Annotated in this window: 20 protein-coding genes; 16 read left to right on the top strand and 4 right to left on the bottom strand. The window is 56.0% G+C overall.

Annotated features, from left to right (window positions below; translation table 11 throughout):
* Positions 1–5 precede the first annotated feature (5 nt).
* Positions 6–809 (bottom strand): 2-oxo-hept-4-ene-1,7-dioate hydratase, encoded by an 804-nt coding sequence (gene hpaH / locus O3C79_RS15860; RefSeq protein ID WP_010324205.1) that lies wholly within the window; start codon positions 807–809, stop codon positions 6–8.
* A gap of 319 nt (positions 810–1128) precedes the next feature.
* On the opposite strand from hpaH, the gene O3C79_RS15855 reads away from it, so the two are divergent.
* The 13 genes from O3C79_RS15855 (at position 1129) to O3C79_RS15795 (ending at position 15611) form a co-directional block, all read left to right on the top strand.
* Entirely contained in the window at positions 1129–1515 is a 387-nt protein-coding gene (locus O3C79_RS15855) for a 5-carboxymethyl-2-hydroxymuconate Delta-isomerase (RefSeq protein WP_076460423.1), read from the top strand.
* 127 nt (positions 1516–1642) lie between these two features.
* Complete coding sequence (locus O3C79_RS15850) at positions 1643–2674, top strand: TRAP transporter substrate-binding protein (protein ID WP_494385802.1); 1032 nt, start codon at positions 1643–1645, stop codon at positions 2672–2674.
* A gap of 3 nt (positions 2675–2677) precedes the next feature.
* Positions 2678–3193, top strand: coding sequence for a TRAP transporter small permease (locus O3C79_RS15845; protein WP_494383881.1), 516 nt, complete (start codon positions 2678–2680; stop codon positions 3191–3193).
* 18 nt (positions 3194–3211) lie between these two features.
* Positions 3212–4540 carry a TRAP transporter large permease gene (locus O3C79_RS15840; RefSeq protein ID WP_417534450.1) on the top strand — a complete coding sequence of 443 codons (1329 nt, stop codon included), beginning with the start codon at positions 3212–3214 and terminating at the stop codon, positions 4538–4540.
* A gap of 214 nt (positions 4541–4754) precedes the next feature.
* A complete protein-coding gene (locus O3C79_RS15835) occupies positions 4755–5792 on the top strand; it encodes a TRAP transporter substrate-binding protein (protein ID WP_076466476.1) in 1038 nt (345 codons plus the stop codon).
* A 14-nt stretch (positions 5793–5806) separates the two neighbouring features.
* Positions 5807–6322, top strand: coding sequence for a TRAP transporter small permease (locus O3C79_RS15830; protein WP_494383880.1), 516 nt, complete (start codon positions 5807–5809; stop codon positions 6320–6322).
* Between the two features lie 18 nt (positions 6323–6340).
* Entirely contained in the window at positions 6341–7669 is a 1329-nt protein-coding gene (locus O3C79_RS15825) for a TRAP transporter large permease (protein WP_010324209.1), read from the top strand.
* A 44-nt stretch (positions 7670–7713) separates the two neighbouring features.
* Entirely contained in the window at positions 7714–8202 is a 489-nt protein-coding gene (locus tag O3C79_RS15820) for a universal stress protein (RefSeq protein ID WP_494383879.1), read from the top strand.
* Positions 8203–8294: 92 nt separating this feature from the next.
* Positions 8295–9086, top strand: a complete 792-nt coding sequence (locus O3C79_RS15815; protein WP_494383878.1) for an IclR family transcriptional regulator domain-containing protein — start codon at positions 8295–8297, stop codon at positions 9084–9086.
* Between the two features lie 97 nt (positions 9087–9183).
* Complete coding sequence (locus O3C79_RS15810) at positions 9184–10758, top strand: alkaline phosphatase family protein (protein ID WP_494383877.1); 1575 nt, start codon at positions 9184–9186, stop codon at positions 10756–10758.
* Between the two features lie 35 nt (positions 10759–10793).
* Complete coding sequence (locus O3C79_RS15805; protein ID WP_494383876.1) at positions 10794–12683, top strand: TRAP transporter permease; 1890 nt, start codon at positions 10794–10796, stop codon at positions 12681–12683.
* A gap of 22 nt (positions 12684–12705) precedes the next feature.
* The gene (locus O3C79_RS15800; RefSeq protein ID WP_494383875.1) at positions 12706–13737 is read left to right on the top strand and encodes a TAXI family TRAP transporter solute-binding subunit; all 1032 of its coding nucleotides are present in this window, start codon (positions 12706–12708) and stop codon (positions 13735–13737) included.
* A 107-nt stretch (positions 13738–13844) separates the two neighbouring features.
* Positions 13845–15611, top strand: a complete 1767-nt coding sequence (locus O3C79_RS15795; protein WP_494383874.1) for a SulP family inorganic anion transporter — start codon at positions 13845–13847, stop codon at positions 15609–15611.
* A 71-nt stretch (positions 15612–15682) separates the two neighbouring features.
* Here O3C79_RS15795 and O3C79_RS15790 read toward each other — a convergent pair whose 3' ends face one another.
* Together O3C79_RS15790 and O3C79_RS15785 are read right to left on the bottom strand one after the other, a co-directional pair.
* Entirely contained in the window at positions 15683–15838 is a 156-nt protein-coding gene (locus tag O3C79_RS15790) for a hypothetical protein (protein ID WP_417534638.1), read from the bottom strand.
* 68 nt (positions 15839–15906) lie between these two features.
* Positions 15907–16467: a hypoxanthine-guanine phosphoribosyltransferase gene (locus O3C79_RS15785; protein WP_076460348.1), complete on the bottom strand. Its 561-nt coding sequence runs from the start codon at positions 16465–16467 to the stop codon at positions 15907–15909.
* 212 nt (positions 16468–16679) lie between these two features.
* Between O3C79_RS15785 and upp the strand changes: the two genes are divergently transcribed.
* On the top strand, positions 16680–17306 hold the full coding sequence (gene upp, locus O3C79_RS15780; protein WP_010321913.1) for a uracil phosphoribosyltransferase: 627 nt from the start codon (positions 16680–16682) through the stop codon (positions 17304–17306).
* A gap of 12 nt (positions 17307–17318) precedes the next feature.
* Positions 17319–18617 (top strand): uracil-xanthine permease family protein, encoded by a 1299-nt coding sequence (locus O3C79_RS15775; RefSeq protein WP_494383873.1) that lies wholly within the window; start codon positions 17319–17321, stop codon positions 18615–18617.
* Between the two features lie 26 nt (positions 18618–18643).
* On the opposite strand, the gene O3C79_RS15770 is transcribed toward O3C79_RS15775, so the two are convergent.
* Positions 18644–19528, bottom strand: coding sequence for a helix-turn-helix transcriptional regulator (locus O3C79_RS15770; protein ID WP_494383872.1), 885 nt, complete (start codon positions 19526–19528; stop codon positions 18644–18646).
* A gap of 347 nt (positions 19529–19875) precedes the next feature.
* Between O3C79_RS15770 and O3C79_RS15765 the strand changes: the two genes are divergently transcribed.
* A complete protein-coding gene (locus O3C79_RS15765; RefSeq protein ID WP_494383871.1) occupies positions 19876–20082 on the top strand; it encodes a Flp family type IVb pilin in 207 nt (68 codons plus the stop codon).
* Positions 20083–20112 lie beyond the last annotated feature (30 nt).

Genomic DNA, 20112 nt, shown 5'->3' with positions numbered 1-20112 from the left:
ATCGATTATTCGAAGTTCAGGGTGACGCCACCCAGGCTGCCGAAGTCGGCGTGAACGGTATCGCCTGCTTTAACCGGTACCGGACGGGTGAAGGAACCTGAAAGGATCACCTGGCCCGGCTCCAGGCCGATGCCGTGCGGAGCGAAACGCTTGCATACCCAGGTGATACCTTTCAGCGGGTTGCCCAGTACGCCGCCGGCCAGGCCGGTCTCTTCGATCTGGCCGTTCAGATACAGCATGCAGCCGGCCCAGCGCAGGTCGATATCCATCGGTTTGATCGGGCGACCACCCATCACGATGCCGGCATTGGCCGCGTTATCAGAGATGGTGTCGTATACCTTGCGGGTGTAACCGGTTTCGGGGTCGGTACGCAGGCAGCGTGCAGCGATCAGTTCCAGTGACGGGATGACATAGTCGGTGGCATCGATAACGTCGAAAATAGTGACGTTTTCACCGAACAGCGGCTTCTTCAGTACGAAGGCCAGTTCAACTTCGATACGCGGATCCAGGAAGTCGGATGCCTTGATGGTGGCACCATCGTCAAACAGCATGTCGTCCAGCAGAACACCGTAGTCCGGCTCGTCGATGTTGGAGGACATCTGCATGGCACGGGAGGTGAGGCCGATCTTGTAGCCGATGACCTTGCGGCCATCTTCGATCTTGCGATCGACCCAGGCTTTCTGCACGGCGTAGGCGTCCGCCATGGTCATGTCCTGGTGCTCCAGAGTCAGCGCCGGAATCTGCTTACGGTTTACTTCTGCTTCGTACAGGCGATCCGCGGCGGCCTTGATCTGCTCTTTGGTCAACATGCGAGACGTACCTTCTTCTTGTCTGTGTTTGTTCATGGCTACCCGGCCGGCTGTCGTTCTTAACACGCTGACAGGGGAGGGTGCCGATCATCTGCTTTGCATTTTAGTTAACATCTTAACTAAGTCAATACCCGGTCACTCGGGGCATCACTTTTTGATGCGTACTAATCTTTATAGACCCATCACGGTGAGATGACAGTCTGTTGACAAAAGTTAATATGTTAATTAGATTTCGTGCGTTTGCCTTTCCGCAACCACGTTCTGTAACCACATCGGCACCCCTTTATCAGTGGTGTCCGAACTCAGGGGAGTACACAAAATGCCGCATTTCGTTGTTGATTATTCTGGCAATCTGCATGACCGCTTGGACTTTCAGGCGCTGTTCAAAGACCTGCACGAGTACGTGGTGTCCACCGGTGCGTTCCCCATCGGTGGTGTTCGCAGCCGCGCAATTCGCTGCGATGACTTTCGTGTTGCGGATGGCCGCGAAGATTTCGCATACCTGAACTTGAGTCTGAAGATCGGTCACGGTCGTGATATGGAACTTAAGAAAGAAGTGGCCGAGCAGGTGTTCAAGATCCTGTGCGACTGGATGAAGCCCATCACGGATGAAAGCTATGTCCAGATCTCGTTTGAGATGACCGAGCTGGACCCGGTACTCAAGTTCAACAAGAACAATATTCATCCGCTGTTTAAAAAGGACTAGGTCCGGCAGGGGCACTGGTCGACAGCCTGCCCGGTCTCCCCGGACCGGGCAGATTAATAATAAGCCGGCAACCGGCACATCCGACTGTAGCAACAGACTCTTTCAAGTGGAGATCACCGTGAAAAAAATGATCAAATCTGTGGCCGGCGCAGCAGCCCTGGCCCTGGGTATGACTGCCTCAGCAACAGCCTCGGCTGAGACGACTCTGATCGTGGGTACCTGGCAGCCGCCGGGCAACCCGATGAACGCTATCGTTTGGCCGACCTGGGCCGAGTGGGTAGAGGAAGCGACTGAGGGTCGCGTCAAGGTGAAAATCGAGCAGGATGTAGGCCACCCCAAAACCTACTTCCAGCTGGTTGAAGACGGCGTGATCAACGCTGGCTGGAGCTACCACGGTTATGGTCCGGGTCGTTTCAAACTGCCGGTAGCTGTTGAACTGCCGGGTCTGAATGTGAGCGCTGAAGCAGCCTCCGTTGCCCTGTGGGAAGTTCAGGAGAAGTACTTCGCAGAGGCCAATGAATTTGAAGGCCTGCAGCTGTTGGCAACCCTGACCCACGGTCCGGGCCAGCTGCATACCATCGATCCGATCAACAGCTTCGATGACCTCAAGGGCAAGAAGATTCGCATCGGCGGTGGTGTTCAGACCGAGCTGGGCGAGCGTATGGAGATTACGCCGGTAGCCGCACCGGGTTCCAAAGTGTATGAAATGATGCAGCAGGGCGTGATCGACGGTGTGTTCATGCCGGTCACTGAGCAGAAGTCTCTGCGTCTGCACGAAGTGGCTCCGAACCTGACTGTATTCCCGGGTGGTCTGTACCTGGGCAGCTTCTCCATGTTTATTGACCCTTACTTCCTGGAAGACCTGGACCCGAAGGATGCTGAGGCTATCCTGAGTGTATCCGGTGCGAAGTTGTCTGCCCTGGCGGGCCGCGCCTGGGACCAGGCTGATGTCGAAGGCTTTGAAGCGGCGCGCGAGGCAGGTGTAACCATCAAAGAGCTGGGTCCGAATGACCCGATGACGCTGGAATTCCGCGAAATGATCAAAGGCATGGATCAGGCCTGGATCGACAGTGTAGCTGACCGTGGTGTGGATGCTGCTGCCGCTCTGGAAGAGTTGCGCACCATTGCACGCGAGTACGAAGCTCAGAAGCAGGAGTAATCCATGTCATTCAGTGCCTGGTTCAATGAGCACTATGACGAGAAGGGGCCGGTCAAGTGGCTGGCCTTTTTCCTCGAGGCTGTATCTTCATTAGTGCTGTTTACCCTGATGGCGTTGACCTGTGTCGACGTGGTCGGGCGTTACCTCTTCAACAGTCCGCTGCATGGCGGCACCGAGCTGACCGAGATCGGTCTGGCGGTGATGGTATTTGCGGCCATGCCGGTGATCACCTGGCGTGGGGGGCATATTGTGGTGGATCTGTTGGACCGTTTTCTGGGCTCCAAGATCGTCAAGGCGCTGTCGCTGTTTGCCGCGCTGGTGATGTCCACCTCGCTGTACTTTCTGGCGCTACGTATCTTTGAACTGGGTGAACGCTCCATTCGTCGTGGCGTAGTGACCGAGTTTCTGGCGATGCCCACGGGATACATCGTGCAGTACATCGCGATCATGAGCTGGGCTACAGCGGCGGGTATGATCACCTATGGTGTCTACCGCATCCTGTTCCAGAGTAAAGACTAACCGAGGCGGTATCTCCTTATGTCCGTTATTCTGATCGGCTTTGCCGTTCTCCTGTTTCTGATCATTGTGGTGCGAATGCCGATCGCATTCGCCATGGGTATCGTCGGTTTCTTCGGCTTTGCCATTCTCAGTGGCCTGGGCTTCGACAACCTGGACAGCTTCCGCTGGACAGGGCCGCTGTCGATGGCCTCCAACCGCGTGATCGACACCGTACAGGAATACAGCCTGTCGGTGATTCCGCTGTTTATCCTCATGGGCAACCTGGTGACACGTTCCGGCCTGTCCCATGAGCTGTATGCCGTCTCCAACGCCTTCCTGGGTCACCGCAAGGGCGGCCTGTCCATGGCAACCGTTGTTGCCTGTGGTGGCTTCTCCGCCATCTGTGGCTCCAGCCTGGCGACCTCTGCGACCATGTCCAAAGTGGCCATGCCGCCGATGCGCAAATACGGCTATGCCGACTCCCTGGCGACAGCGTCCATCGCTGCCGGTGGTACCCTGGGTATCCTGATTCCGCCCAGCGTGATTCTGGTGATCTATGGCCTGCTGACCGAGTCTTCCATTCGTGAACTGTTCGCGGCGGGCTTCATTCCGGGCATCCTGGGCATCATCCTGTACCTGGTGGCGGTGCGTTACGTGGTCTGGCGTGATCCGAGCGCGGGCCCGGCCGGTGAAAAGACCGAATGGCCCGAGCGCCTGCAGACCATGAAAGGGGTCTGGGGTGTGCTGCTGCTGTTCACCATCGTTATGGGCGGTATCTACCTGGGTATCTTCACCCCGACCGAAGCGGCGGGTATCGGTGCCGGCGGTGCCTTCCTGATCACCCTGTTCCGTGGTCGCATGACCCTGCGCAACCTGTTCGAGACGCTGGCGGACACCGCCCGTACATCGGCCATGCTGTTTGCAGTGGTGATCGGTGCATTGATCTTCTCCGACTTCATCAACCGTGCCGGTCTGCCGGATATGCTGCTGGAGATGGTCACCGCCATGGACGTGGCGCCGATCGTGGTGATCCTGGCGATTCTGGCGATCTACATCGTGCTGGGCATGGTGTTCGAGAGCCTGTCGATGATGCTGCTGACCGTGCCAGTGTTCTACCCGCTGGTAGCGAGCCTGGGCTTTGACCTGGTGTGGTTCGGTATAGTCGTCGTAGTCGTGACCGAGATCAGTTTGATCACACCGCCAGTGGGTATGAATGTATTTGTACTCAGTGCAGTGCTGCGCGATGTCAAAACAGGGACTATTTTCAAGGGAGTCACGCCGTTCTGGTGTGCAGATATCGTGCGTCTGGCGATGATCGTGTTCATTGCTCAGATTGCACTGTTTCTGCCGGAGATGCTGTACCGCTAAGGCGGTACAGCAAGTTCTTCATGTATCAAAAACTTAATGGTATAAGGGTAGAGCCAGCTACTCTGATCTGACCTGAAAAAGGTAGACCTTAGTAGAGAAATGCTACCCGCAAGTCTTGCTTGATGTGACAAAGTGATACAATATCGGAATAAGATCGATCTCTTGAGTATCGCAATACAATAAATCAATAATAAACAAACGCAGGAGCAACACGATGATTAAAACTATAAAAGCTGCAGGTTCTGCTGCCGTACTGGCTGCTGGTCTGTCTGTTTCCTTCAACGCCGCTGCCGCTGAGACCACACTGATTGTGGGTACCTGGCTGCCGCCGACCGCTCCGCAAAACGCGGTTGTATGGCCGACATGGGCCAAGTGGGTTGAAGAAGCTACCGAAGGCCGTGTCGAAGTTAAGATCGAATACGATGTAGGCCACCCCAAAACCTACTTCCAGCTGGTTGAAGACGGCGTCATCGACGCAGGCTTCAGCTACCACGGTTACGTGCCGGGTCGCTTCAAGCTGCCGATCGCGGCTGAACAGCCGGGTATGGGTGTAAATGCCGAAGCGGCATCCGTCGCGCTGTGGCGTGTACACGACAAGTACTTTGCTGAAGCCGGTGAGTACGAAGGTCTGGAAGTGCTGGGTCTGTTTACCCACGGTCCGGGTCAGATCATGACCACCTTCCCGGTCGACAACCTGGGTGACCTCAAGGGCAAGAAAATCCGTATTGGCGGTGGTGTTCAGGCCGCAATCGGCGAGCGTATGGAAATCACGCCGGTATCGGCTCCGGCCACCAAGGTTTACGAAATGATGCAGCAGGGCGTTATTGATGGCGCATTCCTGCCGGTCGGTGAGCAGAAGTCTCTGCGTCTGGCTGAAGTCACCAAGGATCTGAACATGATCCCGGGTGGCATGTATCTGGGCACCTTCTCCATGTTCATCAACCCGTACTTCCTGGAAGACCTTGATCCGAAAGATGCTGAAGCCATTCGCAGCGTTTCCGGTGAAAAACTGTCTGCACTGGCCGGTCAGGCCTGGGAACAGGGCGATATCGATGGCCTGGCTTTCGCACGTGAAAAAGGTGTGAACGTAGTTGAGCATGACGCTTCTTCTGCATTCGTACAGCAATTCAAGCAGCTGACTGAGGGCATGGATCAGGCCTGGATCGACAGCGTTTCCGATCGCGGTGTTGATGCTGCTGCAGCCTTGGAAGAGATGCGCACCATTGCTCGCGAGTACGAAGCTCAGAAGTAAGGTAGGAGTCATCCATGTCATTTAGTGCCTGGTTCAATGCGCACTATGACGAGAAGGGGCCGGCCAAATGGCTGGCCTTTTTTCTCGAAGCCGTTTCCTCATTAGTGCTGTTTACCCTGATGGCGTTGACCTGTGTCGACGTGGTTGGGCGTTATCTCTTCAACAGTCCGCTGCATGGCGGCACAGAGCTAACCGAGATCGGTCTGGCGGTAATGGTATTTGCGGCCATGCCAGTGATCACTTGGCGCGGCGGTCATATCGTGGTTGATCTGTTGGACCGCTTTCTGGGCTCCAAGATCGTCAAGGCGCTGTCGCTGTTTGCCGCGCTGGTGATGTCCACCTCGCTGTACTTCCTGGCGCTGCGCATCTTTGAACTGGGTGAACGCTCCATTCGTCGTGGCGTAGTGACCGAGTTTCTGGCGATGCCCACAGGATACATCGTGCAGTACATCGCGATCATGAGCTGGGCCACAGCGGCGGGTATGATCACCTATGGTGTCTACCGCATCCTGTTCCAGAGTAAAGACTAACCGAGGCGGTATCTCCTTATGTCCGTTATTCTGATCGGCTTTGCCGTTCTCCTGTTTCTGATCATTGTGGTGCGAATGCCGATCGCATTCGCCATGGGTATCGTCGGTTTCTTCGGCTTTGCCATTCTCAGTGGTCTGGGCTTCGACAACCTGGACAGCTTCCGCTGGACGGGGCCGCTGTCGATGGCCTCCAACCGCGTGATCGACACCGTACAGGAATACAGCCTGTCGGTGATTCCGCTGTTTATCCTCATGGGCAACCTGGTGACGCGCTCCGGCCTGTCCCATGAGCTGTACGCCGTCTCCAACGCCTTCCTGGGTCACCGCAAGGGCGGCCTGTCCATGGCGACCGTTGTGGCCTGTGGCGGTTTCTCCGCCATCTGTGGCTCCAGCCTGGCGACCTCTGCGACCATGTCCAAAGTGGCCATGCCGCCGATGCGCAAGTACGGCTATGCCGATTCTCTGGCCACGGCGTCCATCGCCGCCGGTGGTACTCTGGGTATCCTGATTCCGCCCAGCGTCATCCTGGTGATCTACGGCCTGCTGACCGAATCCTCCATCCGTGAACTGTTCGCGGCGGGCTTCATTCCGGGCATCCTGGGCATCATCCTGTACCTGGTGGCGGTGCGTTACGTGGTCTGGCGTGATCCGAGCGCGGGCCCGGCTGGCGAGAAGACTGAATGGCCGGAACGCCTGCAGACCATGAAAGGGGTCTGGGGTGTGCTGCTGCTGTTCACCATCGTTATGGGTGGTATCTATCTGGGTATCTTTACCCCGACCGAAGCGGCGGGTATCGGTGCCGGCGGTGCCTTCCTGATCACCCTGTTCCGTGGCCGCATGACCCTGCGCAACCTGTTCGAGACCCTGGCGGACACCGCCCGTACCTCGGCCATGCTGTTTGCAGTGGTAATCGGTGCACTGATCTTCTCCGACTTCATCAACCGTGCGGGTCTGCCGGACATGCTGCTGGAAATGGTCACAGCCATGGACGTGGCCCCGATCGTGGTGATCCTGGCGATTCTGGCGATCTACATCGTGCTGGGCATGGTGTTCGAGAGCCTGTCGATGATGCTGCTGACCGTGCCAGTGTTCTACCCGCTGGTAGCGAGCCTGGGCTTTGACCTGGTGTGGTTCGGTATAGTCGTCGTAGTCGTGACCGAGATCAGTTTGATCACACCGCCTGTGGGTATGAATGTATTCGTACTCAGTGCAGTATTAAGGGATGTGAAAACGGGCACGATCTTCAAGGGCGTGACCCCGTTCTGGTGCGCAGATATCGTGCGTCTGGCGTTGATTGTATTCATCGCACAGATTGCGCTGTTCCTGCCGGAAATGCTGTACCGCTAAGCGGTGCAGCACGTCCTGTCCTGAAGGGATAGAGGAGTAGAAGTATGTTCCATGATGTGAAAAAGATTCTGTACGTTTCCGACCTCGAGAAGGGTTCACGTCCGGCGTTCCGCGCTGCGGTTAGCCTCTGTGGGCATTACTCCGAGTCGCAGATCACCTATCTGCATGTGATTGAGTCACTCAGCGGTACCACCCGCAGCGTGCTCAGCAACATGATGGAGCAGGAAGAGATCGATGAGATGCTGAAGAAGGGCGTAGATGCCCTGAGCGATAAGATCCGCAAGCGTATCGAGAAATTCTGCGAGGAAGAGCTGGAAGAGCACGAAGTGCTGAGCCTGAAGAACATTGATGCACGTGTCGAAGAAGGTACGCCCTGGTCCAGAATTCTGGAAGTGGCTGACGAAATCGACGCCGACGTCATTGTCATGGGTACGCGCAAGCACAGTACCCTTGGTCAGCTGCTGGTCGGCTCTACTGCGACCAAAACGCTTACCCATTCCAAGCGTCCTGTCCTGGTTGTCCCGCTGGGATAATCAAACTGCCAGATACTGCCCGGTGGCCTGCTGCCGGGCAGTCTTTCTTCAGCCATGGATGTGCTGCGCCTGACCTCTGAGCGAGCCTGCCAATGGTTAAATCGATTGACTCTCTTGCCCGTGGGCTTCATATCGTTGAAGTCATTCGTCAGAATTCGCCAGTTTCCCTCGCCGAACTTCACCACCAGACCGGAATCAGCAAAGCGACGCTTCTGCGTGTGCTGAAAACCCTGCAGGAAGCCGGTTGGGTTTACCGTGCCTTGGGTGACTCCTGTTATCGGCTCTCGTTTACCCTCAATCGTAACCTGGCAGATAACGACCCGGGTGAACAGCTTGCCGAGCTGGCGGCTCCCATTATTCAGGAACTGCAAAGTGAATTGCGCTGGCCTGTGGATATCGCCATGCGCGACGGCTTGGCCATGAAAATAGTGGAGTCTACGCGCCTGCATTCGGTCTTTATCCTCAACCGGCAGGTGATGGGGTATCGGCCACCTTTTCTGATGTCGGGTAATGGCCGGGCGTATCTGGCGTTCTGCCCGGAAGAGGAGCGACGCAGCATCATTAATGAACTCAAGGCTTCCAAAACCAAAGAGGGGCGTCTGGCCTGTGACTCTGTCTGGCTGCAGCAGTTATTGGATGAGACCCGTCGCCAAGGGTATGGCGAACGAGAATCAGCCTACTTCGGTGTGGGGACCACTGAAGGTGAGCAGATTGCGGCCATTGCGGTTCCGGTGTTTGATCGGCAACAGGTACGTGCAACACTGGCACTTTCCTGGCCTCAGGGCGCTCTGAGTAAAACCGAGATCGATCAGCATTTTTACCCGCTGCTGCGCAGCGCTGCCGAACGTTTAACAAAAAGGCTGGAAGTCTCGCCAAGCCACTGATACTTCGTTTCACCAGGTGAAACCCGTCATGGCAACGGTCAATTTCTTGATTAAGCTGCCTTCATATAACTAGAAAATCCGAACTCAAGGCAGTCCAATGGCAAAACAACCCAATATTCTTTTCATCATGGCGGATCAGCTGCGCGCCGACTATCTGGGCTGCACCGGCCACCCGTCTATCAAAACCCCGACCATTGATGCTCTGGCTGCTGCCGGCGTCAATTTCACCAAGGCCTATACTCAGGCGCCGGTGTGTGGACCTTCACGCATGTCTTTCTATACCGGCCGCTACGCCTTTTCCCATGGCGCGACCTACAACAACGTACCGCTGAAAGTCTCCGAGCAGAGCATGGGCGATTACCTGCGTCCGCTTGGTTACCGTGTGGGCCTGGTCGGCAAAACGCACATGAAGAAGGACGTTGAAGGCATGCAGCGTCTGGGTGTTGATCCCGAGTCCTCTCGCGGTGTGCTGTTGAGCGAGTGCGGCTTTGAACCCTACGAGCGCGATGATGGCCTGCACCCGGATCAGACCGTATCGCCTGATCTGGCCTACAACGCATATCTGCGCGAGCAGGGCTTTACCGGTGACAATCCCTGGCATGAGTGGGCCAACTCGGCGGAAGGAGAGGGTGGCGAAGTGCTGTCGGGCTGGTACATGCGCAACTCTGATCGTGCGGCCCGTATTCCTGAAGAGCATTCTGAAACAGCCTACACCACCAACCGTGCCATGGACTTTATCCGCGAGTCCGCTGATCAGCCCTGGTGCCTGCACCTGAGCTACATCAAGCCGCACTGGCCCTATATTGCGCCGGCTCCCTATCACGACATGTACACAGCTGAGGATGTAATCCCTGCAAATGCGACTGAGCAGGAAAAGGAAAACCTGCACCCGGTTATCGAAGCCTTTATGGGGCATGACGAGTCGGTGAACTTCTCACGTGAAGAAGTGCGTGAACGTGTAATTCCGGCCTACATGGGTCTTATTACCCAGCTGGATGACCATCTGGCACGCCTGATCGCCTACCTTAAAGAGCTCGGGCAGTACGACAACACGGTGATTGTACTGACGGCCGACCACGGTGATTACCTGGGTGACCACTGGTTGGGCGAGAAAGAACTGTTTCATGAAGCCAGTGCGCGCATTCCAATGATCGTACATGACCCCCGTGCACAGGCTGATGCCACCCGTGGTCAGGTTGATGCACGCCTGGTGGAAGCGATTGACCTGGTGCCGACCTTTGTGGAATGGGCTGGTGGCAAGGTGCCTGACCATATTCTGGAAGGGCGTTCACTACTGTCCCTTATTCAGGGGGACAGGGTGGAGTCCTGGCGTGAATATGCTGTCAGTGAAGCCGATTACGCCTGGCGCAAGGCACGTTTTGCCCTGGATCTGAAACCCGATCAGACCCGCGCCATCATGATTACCGACGGACGTTGGAAATACGTTCACTACGAACACTTCCGCCCCCAGCTGTTTGATCTGCAGCAGGATCCTCAGGAGCAGCAGGACCTGGGACAGAGCCCGGATCACGCCGAACAACGCGAGCGTCTGGAGCAGGCGCTCTACGACTGGTACCGGATGCGTAAGACGCGCATCACCATCAGCAATGAAACCGTGGCCAATATGACCGGGAAGGCACACGCACGCGGTTACCTGTTCGGACTCTGGTGAGACCGGGCTGACCTATAACAATAAGGTAAACGACTATGCTGACTAATACGATTGCCTGGGCCAAGGCCCACCCGGCGCAAATACTGGGAGCACCTCTGTTCCTGGCCATGGTCGCGTCGATCTTTTATACCGCCGGTTGGGGGATCTTCGACGATACGATTCTCCGAGTAGGCACCTTCACGCTCTCGTGTGTGATTCTGCTGTACGCGAGCATGACGCGACAGGGGCGTGCCTGGTGGTATCGCCTGGTTGACCTGGCCCTGCTGGCGGCTGTTCTGGCGGCGGCCTATCGCTATTTCTGGGTGGCCGAAGAGCTGGAAACAGGCCTCTATGAGTTGGAGCAGACCGATATCCTGATGGCGCTGGCCGGGCTTGCAGTTCTGGCTGAACTGATGCGCCGCATGATCGGGCTCACCCTGCTGATCGTCTGTTCGGTGGCGATGTGCTATGCACTCTTTGGCCGTGAACTGCCGGGCGCTCTGTCACATGCCGGTATGGACCTGGCACAGATGCTGACCACTGTCTGGTACAGTTTTGACGGTGTCTTTGGCAGTACCCTTGGAGTGGTCACCTCAACCATTCTGATTTTTATCCTGTTCGGTGCACTGCTGGATGCCCTGGGCGTTGGTGTGGTGCTGCTGAAACTGTCGTTCCGTCTGACGCGCCACCTGCCGGGCGGCGATGCCCATGCGGCTGTTCTCGCCAGTGGGTTGTTCGGAACCATATCGGGCAGCTCCGTGGCCAACGTAGTGGGCACTGGCGTGATTACCATTCCGATGATCAAGAAGAGCGGATTCTCCGGTCGTTTTGCCGGTGCAGTTGAAGCGGCAGCCTCCAGTGGTGGCCAGCTGATGCCGCCGATCATGGGGGCAGTAGCGTTTATCATGGCGGATGTAACTGGTATTACCTACCTCAACATCACGCTGGCGGCGCTGGTCCCCGCCATTTTCTACTACGCCAGCCTGTTTACGTTTATCTCCACTGAAGCCAAGCGTCTGGGCATGAAAGCGCAGGGCAAGGAAGCGGTAGAGCCGCTGACACGCCAGGAGAAACTCAAGGGGCTGGCATTTGTGGTCCCGCTGGGGCTGATTATCGGCCTGATGATTCAGGGCAGCAGCCCGGCTCAGGCAGGTTTCTGGGCGCTGATAACTGCCGCTGTACTGGGCGTGGCCGTTGATCCCGGCTTGCTGAAAAAGCCAGGCCAGCTGTGGCATATGGTGAGCAGTGGTGCCAAGTCCGCTTCGACCATCATGGTTGCCGTGGCTGCGGTGGGGATCATCATCGCGGTGATGAACGCCACCGGTCTGGGCCTGCGTTTCTCTGAAGCGATTCAGCTGGTCGCCGGTGATAACCTGTTTGTCTCTCTGCTGCTGATGGCGGGTGGCTGTCTGGTGCTGGGCATGGGTATGCCAACAGTACCTGCGTATCTAGTGATCATTCTGGTGATGGGCCCTGCGGTGCAATCTCTGGGTGTGGAACTGATCGCTGCACACCTGTTCGTGGTCTACTACGCCGTACTTTCTGCTGTGACGCCGCCGGTCGCGCTGGCTGCTTTTGCCGCTGCACCGATTGCGCAGGCCAACCCGCTGCGTGTGAGTGTGACCTCACTGCGCCTGGCTGTAATCGGCTTTTTGATCCCGTTCGCCTTCGTCTATCAGCCGTCCATGCTGTTGATTAATGACAGTTTCAGCTGGTTTGGGCTGATCACCGCTGTGGTGACCACAACGGCTGCAATCATGCTGGTAGCTGGTGCCTTCTCGGCCAAGGGCTTGAAACGTGGTCTCTATCTGCTGGCCGGCTTTGCGGTGATTTCTCCGCTGTGGTGGGTCCAGCTTCTGGCATTGGCGTTGGTGCCGGTGCTGCTGTTCGAACAGAGCCGCCGCGGCACGCTGCCGGGACGCCGCTTCTTCTGTAAACAACTATAAGAAATAACCAAAGGTACCTCTTATGTTTAACTTCAAAACGCGCTTACTGAAAACACTGACTGCCTCTCTTTGTGCCTGTGTGCTGCTGAGCGCCGGTGCGACCCAGGCGCAGGCTAAGGAAAGCTTCCGCATGTCCACTCTGGGTCCGGGCAGCAGCCCCTACATGGTGATGACCCACTTCGCCAATACGGTGAACAAGAAGCTGCCCGAGTATTCCATTGTTGTGAATGCGACCGGTGTGGCGCCCAAACATGCGCTGGATACGGCCAAAGGGCGCGGGGAATTTTTCATGATGTCGCCGTCTATTCATAACTATATGAAAAGCGGCGGTGGCATGTTCGGCAAGATCAAAAGCGCCCAGGACCTGTCCCAGAACCTGAGGGCGGTGTTCATGTTCCCGATGGGGCTGTATCAGGCTGTAACCTATGCCGAAGATGACATCCAAAGCCTGAAGGATATTAAGGGCAAGCGTGTATTTGCAGGTCCTCCGGGCGGTGTGGCGCGTCGTACCGTTGAAACCATGATTCGCGCAGCAACCGGCTATGAAGCGGGTGAAGACTACACGTCTGTAAAACTGGGCCATGAGTCTGCTTCCCAGGCGTTTCAGGATCACAACATCGATGTCTATTTCAACGCGACTGTGGCACCGAGCCCGGTGATCAGCCAGATTGCTCTGACCAATAAGGTACGCTTTATCGGCGTGGACATGGATACCTTCAACTCCAACCCTGAACTGCAGAAACTGGTAAGCATCCCGGGCTACAGCATCAAACCGCTGGAGCCGGGTGTCTACGGTGAAAATCAGGTGAATGAAGAGCCGGTCTATACCATTGGTATCAACGTGGGTATCGCGACCAGCAAGGATCTGGATGAAGAAACCATTTACAAGATGACCAAGGCATACTGGGATGGGCTGGAAGCGCAGAAGGACAGCACGCCCTGGTTGCGCAACCTGAGCCTGGATACGGTGTTTTCTGACATGAACATGCCGATGCACCCCGGTGCTGCCCGTTATTTCCGCGAGATCGGATTGGACGTCCCTGAGGTCAAGTAAGACTCGGCGGTTGTAACCTGGGGGGCATTGAGCCCCCCTTTTTGTATCCGGCGCGCTAAGCTGCCACTATAGCGCCCGTTTCTGATCATCTGTTCGGATCTCTATCAATGTCAGCCTGGACCAACAAGTTATTACCTTTTTTGCGCTGGCGTGACCGGGTCACGTCGGACAATCTGAAAGCCGATTTCATGGCGGGGCTGACCGGCATGGTGCTGGTGCTGCCCCAGGCGGTTGCCTATGCCTTTATTGCCGGTTTGCCACCCGTGTATGGGCTTTATACCGCCATGGTGTCGGCGGTTATTGCCTCCCTGTTTGGCTCATCCTGGCATCTGATATCGGGACCGACGGCGGCACTCTCCATTGTCGTGATGAGTGTGATCAGTGGATTGGGCGACTTTTCAACTGAGCAGTATGTGGGGCTGGTGATCAGTCTGACGTTACTGACCGGCCTGATACAGCTGGTGCTGGGCATGTTCCGCATGGGCAGCCTGGTCAACTTTATTTCGCATACGGTCGTCATCGGCTTTACGGCCGGGGCGGCGATTCTGATTGCGGTCAGTCAGCTCAAGCATGTACTGGGGATCGAGGTGCCCGGCGGCCTGTCGATGATGATGACCCTGGAGCATCTTGGCAGCCATATTGACGGGTTGAACTGGGTCGCGCTGCAGGCCGGGCTGGCAACGCTTGTGGTGGCGGTGTTGGTGCGCAAGATCAGTCGCAAACTGCCGCACCTGTTGATCGGTATGGCCGCCGGCAGCCTGACCTGCTATCTGCTGGATCCTGCCGGTGATGCCGTTGCCTACGTGGGGGCTCTGTCCGGGCAGCTGCCCACGCCGGTACTGCCCGAATTCAACTTCGCTACTCTGCAGGCACTGGCATCCGGGGCGCTGGCGGTGGCGCTGCTGGGGCTGATTGAGGCGGTGTCCATTGCGCGTGCCATTGCGGTGCGCTCCCACCAGCAGATTGATGGCAACCAGGAGTTTATAGGGCAGGGGCTGTCCAATGTGATCGGCAGTTTCTTTGCCTGCTACACCAGTACCGGGTCATTTACCCGTTCCGGCGCCAATTATGATGCCGGTGCCCGCACCCCGCTGGCAGCCGTCTTTGCGGCAGTGCTGCTGGCCCTGGTCGTTGTCACCTTGCCTCAGCTGACAGCCCGTTTGCCGTTGGCGGTAATGGGCGGATCCATTCTGCTAATTGCCTGGAACCTGATCGATTTCCGCAATATCCGTCATATTCTGTCCACTAGTCGATCAGAAGCGGCAATTCTGCTGGTGACCCTGTTTTCGACCCTGCTGGTGGAGCTTGAGTTTGCCATCTACATTGGTGTGATGCTGTCGCTGGCACTTTACCTGCGTCGTACTTCGCAACCGCGAGTCACTCAGGTTGCGCCACTGCAGCAAACCGAGCGTCGCCATATACGTAATATCAACCGCTACCAGCTGGAAGAGTGTCCGCAGCTGAAGATCATCCGTATCGATGGCTCCCTGTTTTTTGGCGCGGTTGATCATGTGCAGCAGGAGATCCGTCGCCTGACGGCGCCCGGCAGTGGCGTGAATCATATTCTGGTGATCGGCAAGGGCATCAACTTTATCGACGTGGCCGGTGTCGAGATGCTGCATCAGGAGGTCAACCGCCTGTACATGATGAGTGGTGACCTGCTGATCAGCTCGCTTAAGGGCACCGTCATGGATGAACTGAAAAGTACGGGGGCCATTGAGTTTCTGGGTGAGCAGCGTTTTCACGACACGCCGCGTTCGGCAATCGAAACATTGATCCCGCAACTTGATCAGGACCGCTGTGCAATCTGCACGAAACGGATTTTCGGGGATTGTCCGAAATTTTCAGTTGTGAGTGATATACACTCTTCCTGAGCGTGTTTGCATAAAAAAACGGAGGCTAAGGCTCCGTTTTTATTCGCCGTCGGTAACGGCCGTCAACAAGCTTACTTGTTGTCCGGGGCTATTACCCGACCATCACTCATGAATACACAATCGCGGTGAGCGGCACTGTCCCGTGCGGCGAGCGATTTGCGTCTCAGGCTCAGCAGCCAAAACCCCAGTGCGGAGGCTGAAAGCGCGAGAATGACCAGTTCCGTCATGCAAACCCTGTTTGTTGTTTGATCACTCAGCATTGTAACCACACCGAGTGTAATGACAACAGATTTTGTTACATTCCTTTGACGGCAAAGATGCCAGGGGCGTTTCGCCAGTAGCCTTTGTAGTCCATGCCGTAGCCGAAGATGTAACGATCGATGATTTCGATGCCTACAAAGTCTGCTTTCAGGTCAGGGCGTGCTTTGCGATCATGCTTTTTGTCTACCAATACGGCACACTGAACTGAGGCGGCGCCTTCTGCCTTCAGGTAGTCCATAACCTCTGCCAGTGTGTGGCCTTCGTCCAGAATGTCATCTACGACCAGTACCGGGCGGTCCTTGAACTCAACCATCGGCGGTACCTTCCACTCCAGCTGGTGACCGGAAGTGCTGTTGCGGTAACGGGTGGCGTGCAGGTAGCTGGCGGTCAGCGGGAAATTCAGGCGCGTCAGCAGCTGGCCCGCAATTACCAGGCCGCCATTCATGATGGCGAAAATAACCGGATCACGCTCGGACAGTTCTTCAGTGATCTCTGCTGCCATTGTTGTGATGGCGGCATCCACTTCTGCCTGGCTGTGTAGCAGGTCTGCTTCTATATAGACTCGTTTGATCTCGTCAGAATCGATGGTGCTCATGGCTCCGGCTCCGCAAAACGCTTTTTTGTGGCCGCCGGAGGGCGGGGCGGCCAACTGTAAAAAAAGTGAGCAAGGGTACTCAGGTTTTGTCTCTGGGGCAATATCCTGGTAACACATTGATGACAGATCGTCACACTTTCGCTAGTCTTGCAGCAATTTTGTCAAGCCTGACGAAAGTCACAGATAGCCAAGTACCATGAGGTTGCCCCGCGATGAGCGTTCAAGAAATCAAGCATCCACTGGTTCAGCATAAGCTGGGCCTGATGCGTTCCAGTAACAAGAGTACCCGCAGTTTTCGTCAACTGGCAGCCGAAGTCGGCTGTTTGCTGACATACGAAGCGACCAAGGATCTGGAGCTTGAAGAGTACACCATAGAAGGTTGGTGCGGCGATATCCAGGCCGAACGCATCAAGGGCAAGAAGATCACGGTTGTACCTATCCTGCGCGCCGGTTTGGGGATGCTGGACGGTGTGCTGGAGCTGGTGCCCAGCGCCAAGATCTCTGTAGTGGGCCTGTACCGTGATGAAGAAACCCTGGAGCCGGTTACCTATTTCGAAAAGCTGGCCAGTGATATCGATGCGCGCATGGCGCTAGTGGTGGACCCCATGTTGGCCACCGGTGGTTCCATGATTGCGACCATCGACCTGCTCAAGGAAGCCGGTTGTACCAGCATTCGTGCGCTGGTATTGGTGGCTGCCCCTGAGGGCATCGAGAAGGTTCAGGCGGCGCATCCTGATGTGGATATTTTTACTGCGTCGATCGATGACTGTCTGAACGAGCATGGCTACATCATGCCGGGCCTGGGCGATGCCGGGGACAAGATTTTCGGAACCAAATAAGAGGCGCTAGCCATGCAAACCTCGCACACAGGCGCTTTCCATTGGCGCACCGTTTTGGCCGGTTCCCAAATGCTCTTCGTAGCCTTTGGCGCGCTGGTGCTGATGCCATTGCTGACCGGGCTGGACCCGTCAGTAGCCCTTTTCACCGCCGGTTTGGGTACCCTGCTGTTCCATCTGGTGACAGGCTTGAGTGTGCCGATTTTCCTGGCCTCCTCATTCGTGTTTATCGCGCCTATAACCTATTCGGTACAGAACTGGGGCGTGGCTGCCACCATGGGCGGGCTGATGGCTGCGGGCTTTGTCTACATGCTGCTGGCACTGGCTGTGAAGCTGAAAGGGGTTGGTTTCCTGCATCGGATTATGCCGCCGGTGGTGACGGGGCCTGTGATCATGATCATCGGTTTGGGGTTGGCACCTATCGCGGTCAATATGGCGATGGGCAAAACCGGTGATGGCTCCATCGAGCTGTTTCCCTATGATCAGGCGATGCTGGTATCCATGTCGGCACTGGTCACGACTCTGATTGTGGCGGTGTTTGCTCATGGTATCTTCCGCCTGTTGCCAATCCTGTCAGGTGTGGTAGTGGGGTATGTCATGGCGCACCTGTCCGGCATGGTGGATTACACCGTGATTCAGGAAGCCAGCTGGCTGGCGGTACCCGCGTTTGTGATGCCGGAGCTGAACTGGCAGGCAATTCTGTTTATGGTGCCGGTGGCGCTGGCACCTGCCATTGAGCACGTCGGCGATATGCTGGCGATCTCCAGCGTGACCGGCAAGGACTATGTGCGTAAGCCGGGGCTACATCGCACACTGTTCGGTGATGGTCTGGCTACGTCGGCAGCGGCGATCTTTGGTGGACCGCCCAATACGACCTACTCAGAGGTGACGGGCGCGGTCATGCTGACCAGGCAGTTCAACCCGGTGGTGATGGTGTGGGCGGCTGTTGTGGCGATTACGTTGGCTTTTGTGGCCAAGTTCGGTGTGGCGCTGCAGACCATTCCTGTGCCGGTGATGGGCGGGATTCTGATCCTGTTGTTCGGTTCTATCGCGGCAGTGGGTCTGAATACTCTGATCAAGGCCAATGTTGATCTGGCTGAGCAGCGCAACCTGGTAATCGTGGCAACCACGCTGGTCTTCGGCATTGGTGGCATGGCCATCGGTGCGGGCGACTTGAGCCTGCAGGGTGTGAGTCTCTGTGGTGCCGTGGCGATCATTCTGAATCTGGTGCTGCCAAGCGCCAAGCCGTCTGATGAAGATGATCTGCACGAAGAACAGGATGTGGTCGACGACCTGGTTGAGCACACGCGCTGATTTTATGTAAATGGATAAAAACAGTTTTATCCTGACCGGCCCTCTCGAAAGCCAAGCTCGAGAGGGCCTGCCAAATTGGCGACGGCTGTCAGCCGGTGTGCTATTGCGGCCTGCTGCTCTTTCTCACTTCTATTGACCTGCTGCTCCTGATAGGTTTTGGGTGTCACGCCCATATACTTTTTGAACACCCTGCAAAAGTAGGAGTGGTCTCTGTATCCCACACTCAGTGCGACATCGAGTATCTGTCGGTCGGGGTTAGTCAGTAGATGAGAGGCCTCCTGCATGCGCAGCTGCTGGAGCAGCTCCTGAAAGGTCGCGCCATAGGCTTTCTTGAACAGGCGGCTAAACTGCAGTGGGCGCAAATTGCAGAATTTTGCCAGCAGTTCCTCACTCATCTTCTCCCCAAGATGCAACTGCATGTATGACAGTGCCGGGTGAACAGCATTCTGCTCAGCGTTGGCTGCACGGAAACGTGACTCTTCCGGCAATCTCAGCATGGTGCTGACGTGGTGCAGTTCTTCCCTGTGTGCCTGGGCGGAGATCAGAGTTGCCTGCAGGCTATCCAGCTGGAACTCAGCCGTTGAGCGTTGCATGGGTTTAAGCAGAATCTCCCAAACGCGTGCTCTCAGTGCCCACACCATGAGGGCTTCTGAGTGCTGTTCGGTCATCATGATCTCGGGTAGTTGGTAGCGCTGATAGAGTTCACGCATCAGCGTAAGACCATGCATATCGGGGTAATCAAAATCGAAACAGATCGCCATGACAGGCTGTTCCAACAGTGAAACCTCGGGGTTGTGCGGGTCAAGAAAATCAATCTGGAAACGTTCGCAGAATAGGCCAAGCAATGTTGATGAGCGTTCAGATCCGCGTAAATCCAGCCAAAGCAGTTTGGGTGTGCCAGCCTGAGACATGATGTCTCGCCTCCCACGTTGTTCTTATAAACAGCGAAATGTGGGGGCATTCGGCAACCATTGGGCTGCTGATAATGTTCAGTATAGTGAACAACTGCGATATGCAAGCAGGGCTGTGCCTGTAAAAATTGCATATCACTATCAGAATTGGCTTCACCACCTTGGTGCCTGACTCATGTGTTTCAATGCTGAAACAGGTGAGCAAAATACTTCTACTGTTGCCGCAAAATAGTTCCAGCACCGCTGAATCCCGCCCTCTATAGTCATTCACGTATCCGGTACACACATGATTTGTCAGGTTGTACCGGCTTCTGGCCTTGACTGGCACAAAACAAGAGGGCGGAACAATGAACCTTATCACTCAGAAAATCCTGGATTTCATCAAAGACGAGGAAGGACTGACAACCGTGGAATATGCGGTTGCCGGCAGTTTGGTAGCAGCTGCCGTTATTGTTGCATTTACAGACCTAGGTTGCGAAGTCGGGGAGGTTATTGATGCATTGGCCGGTACTTTGAATTCAGGTGCTGAAGTTGCTCAAGCTGACGCTTGTTAAAACTGTGTGAGTTATCTAGGCAGGAGCGAG

Source organism: Marinobacterium sp. NO-S09 (assembly GCF_059179545.1).
This window is presented reverse-complemented; position numbering and strand designations above follow the sequence as displayed.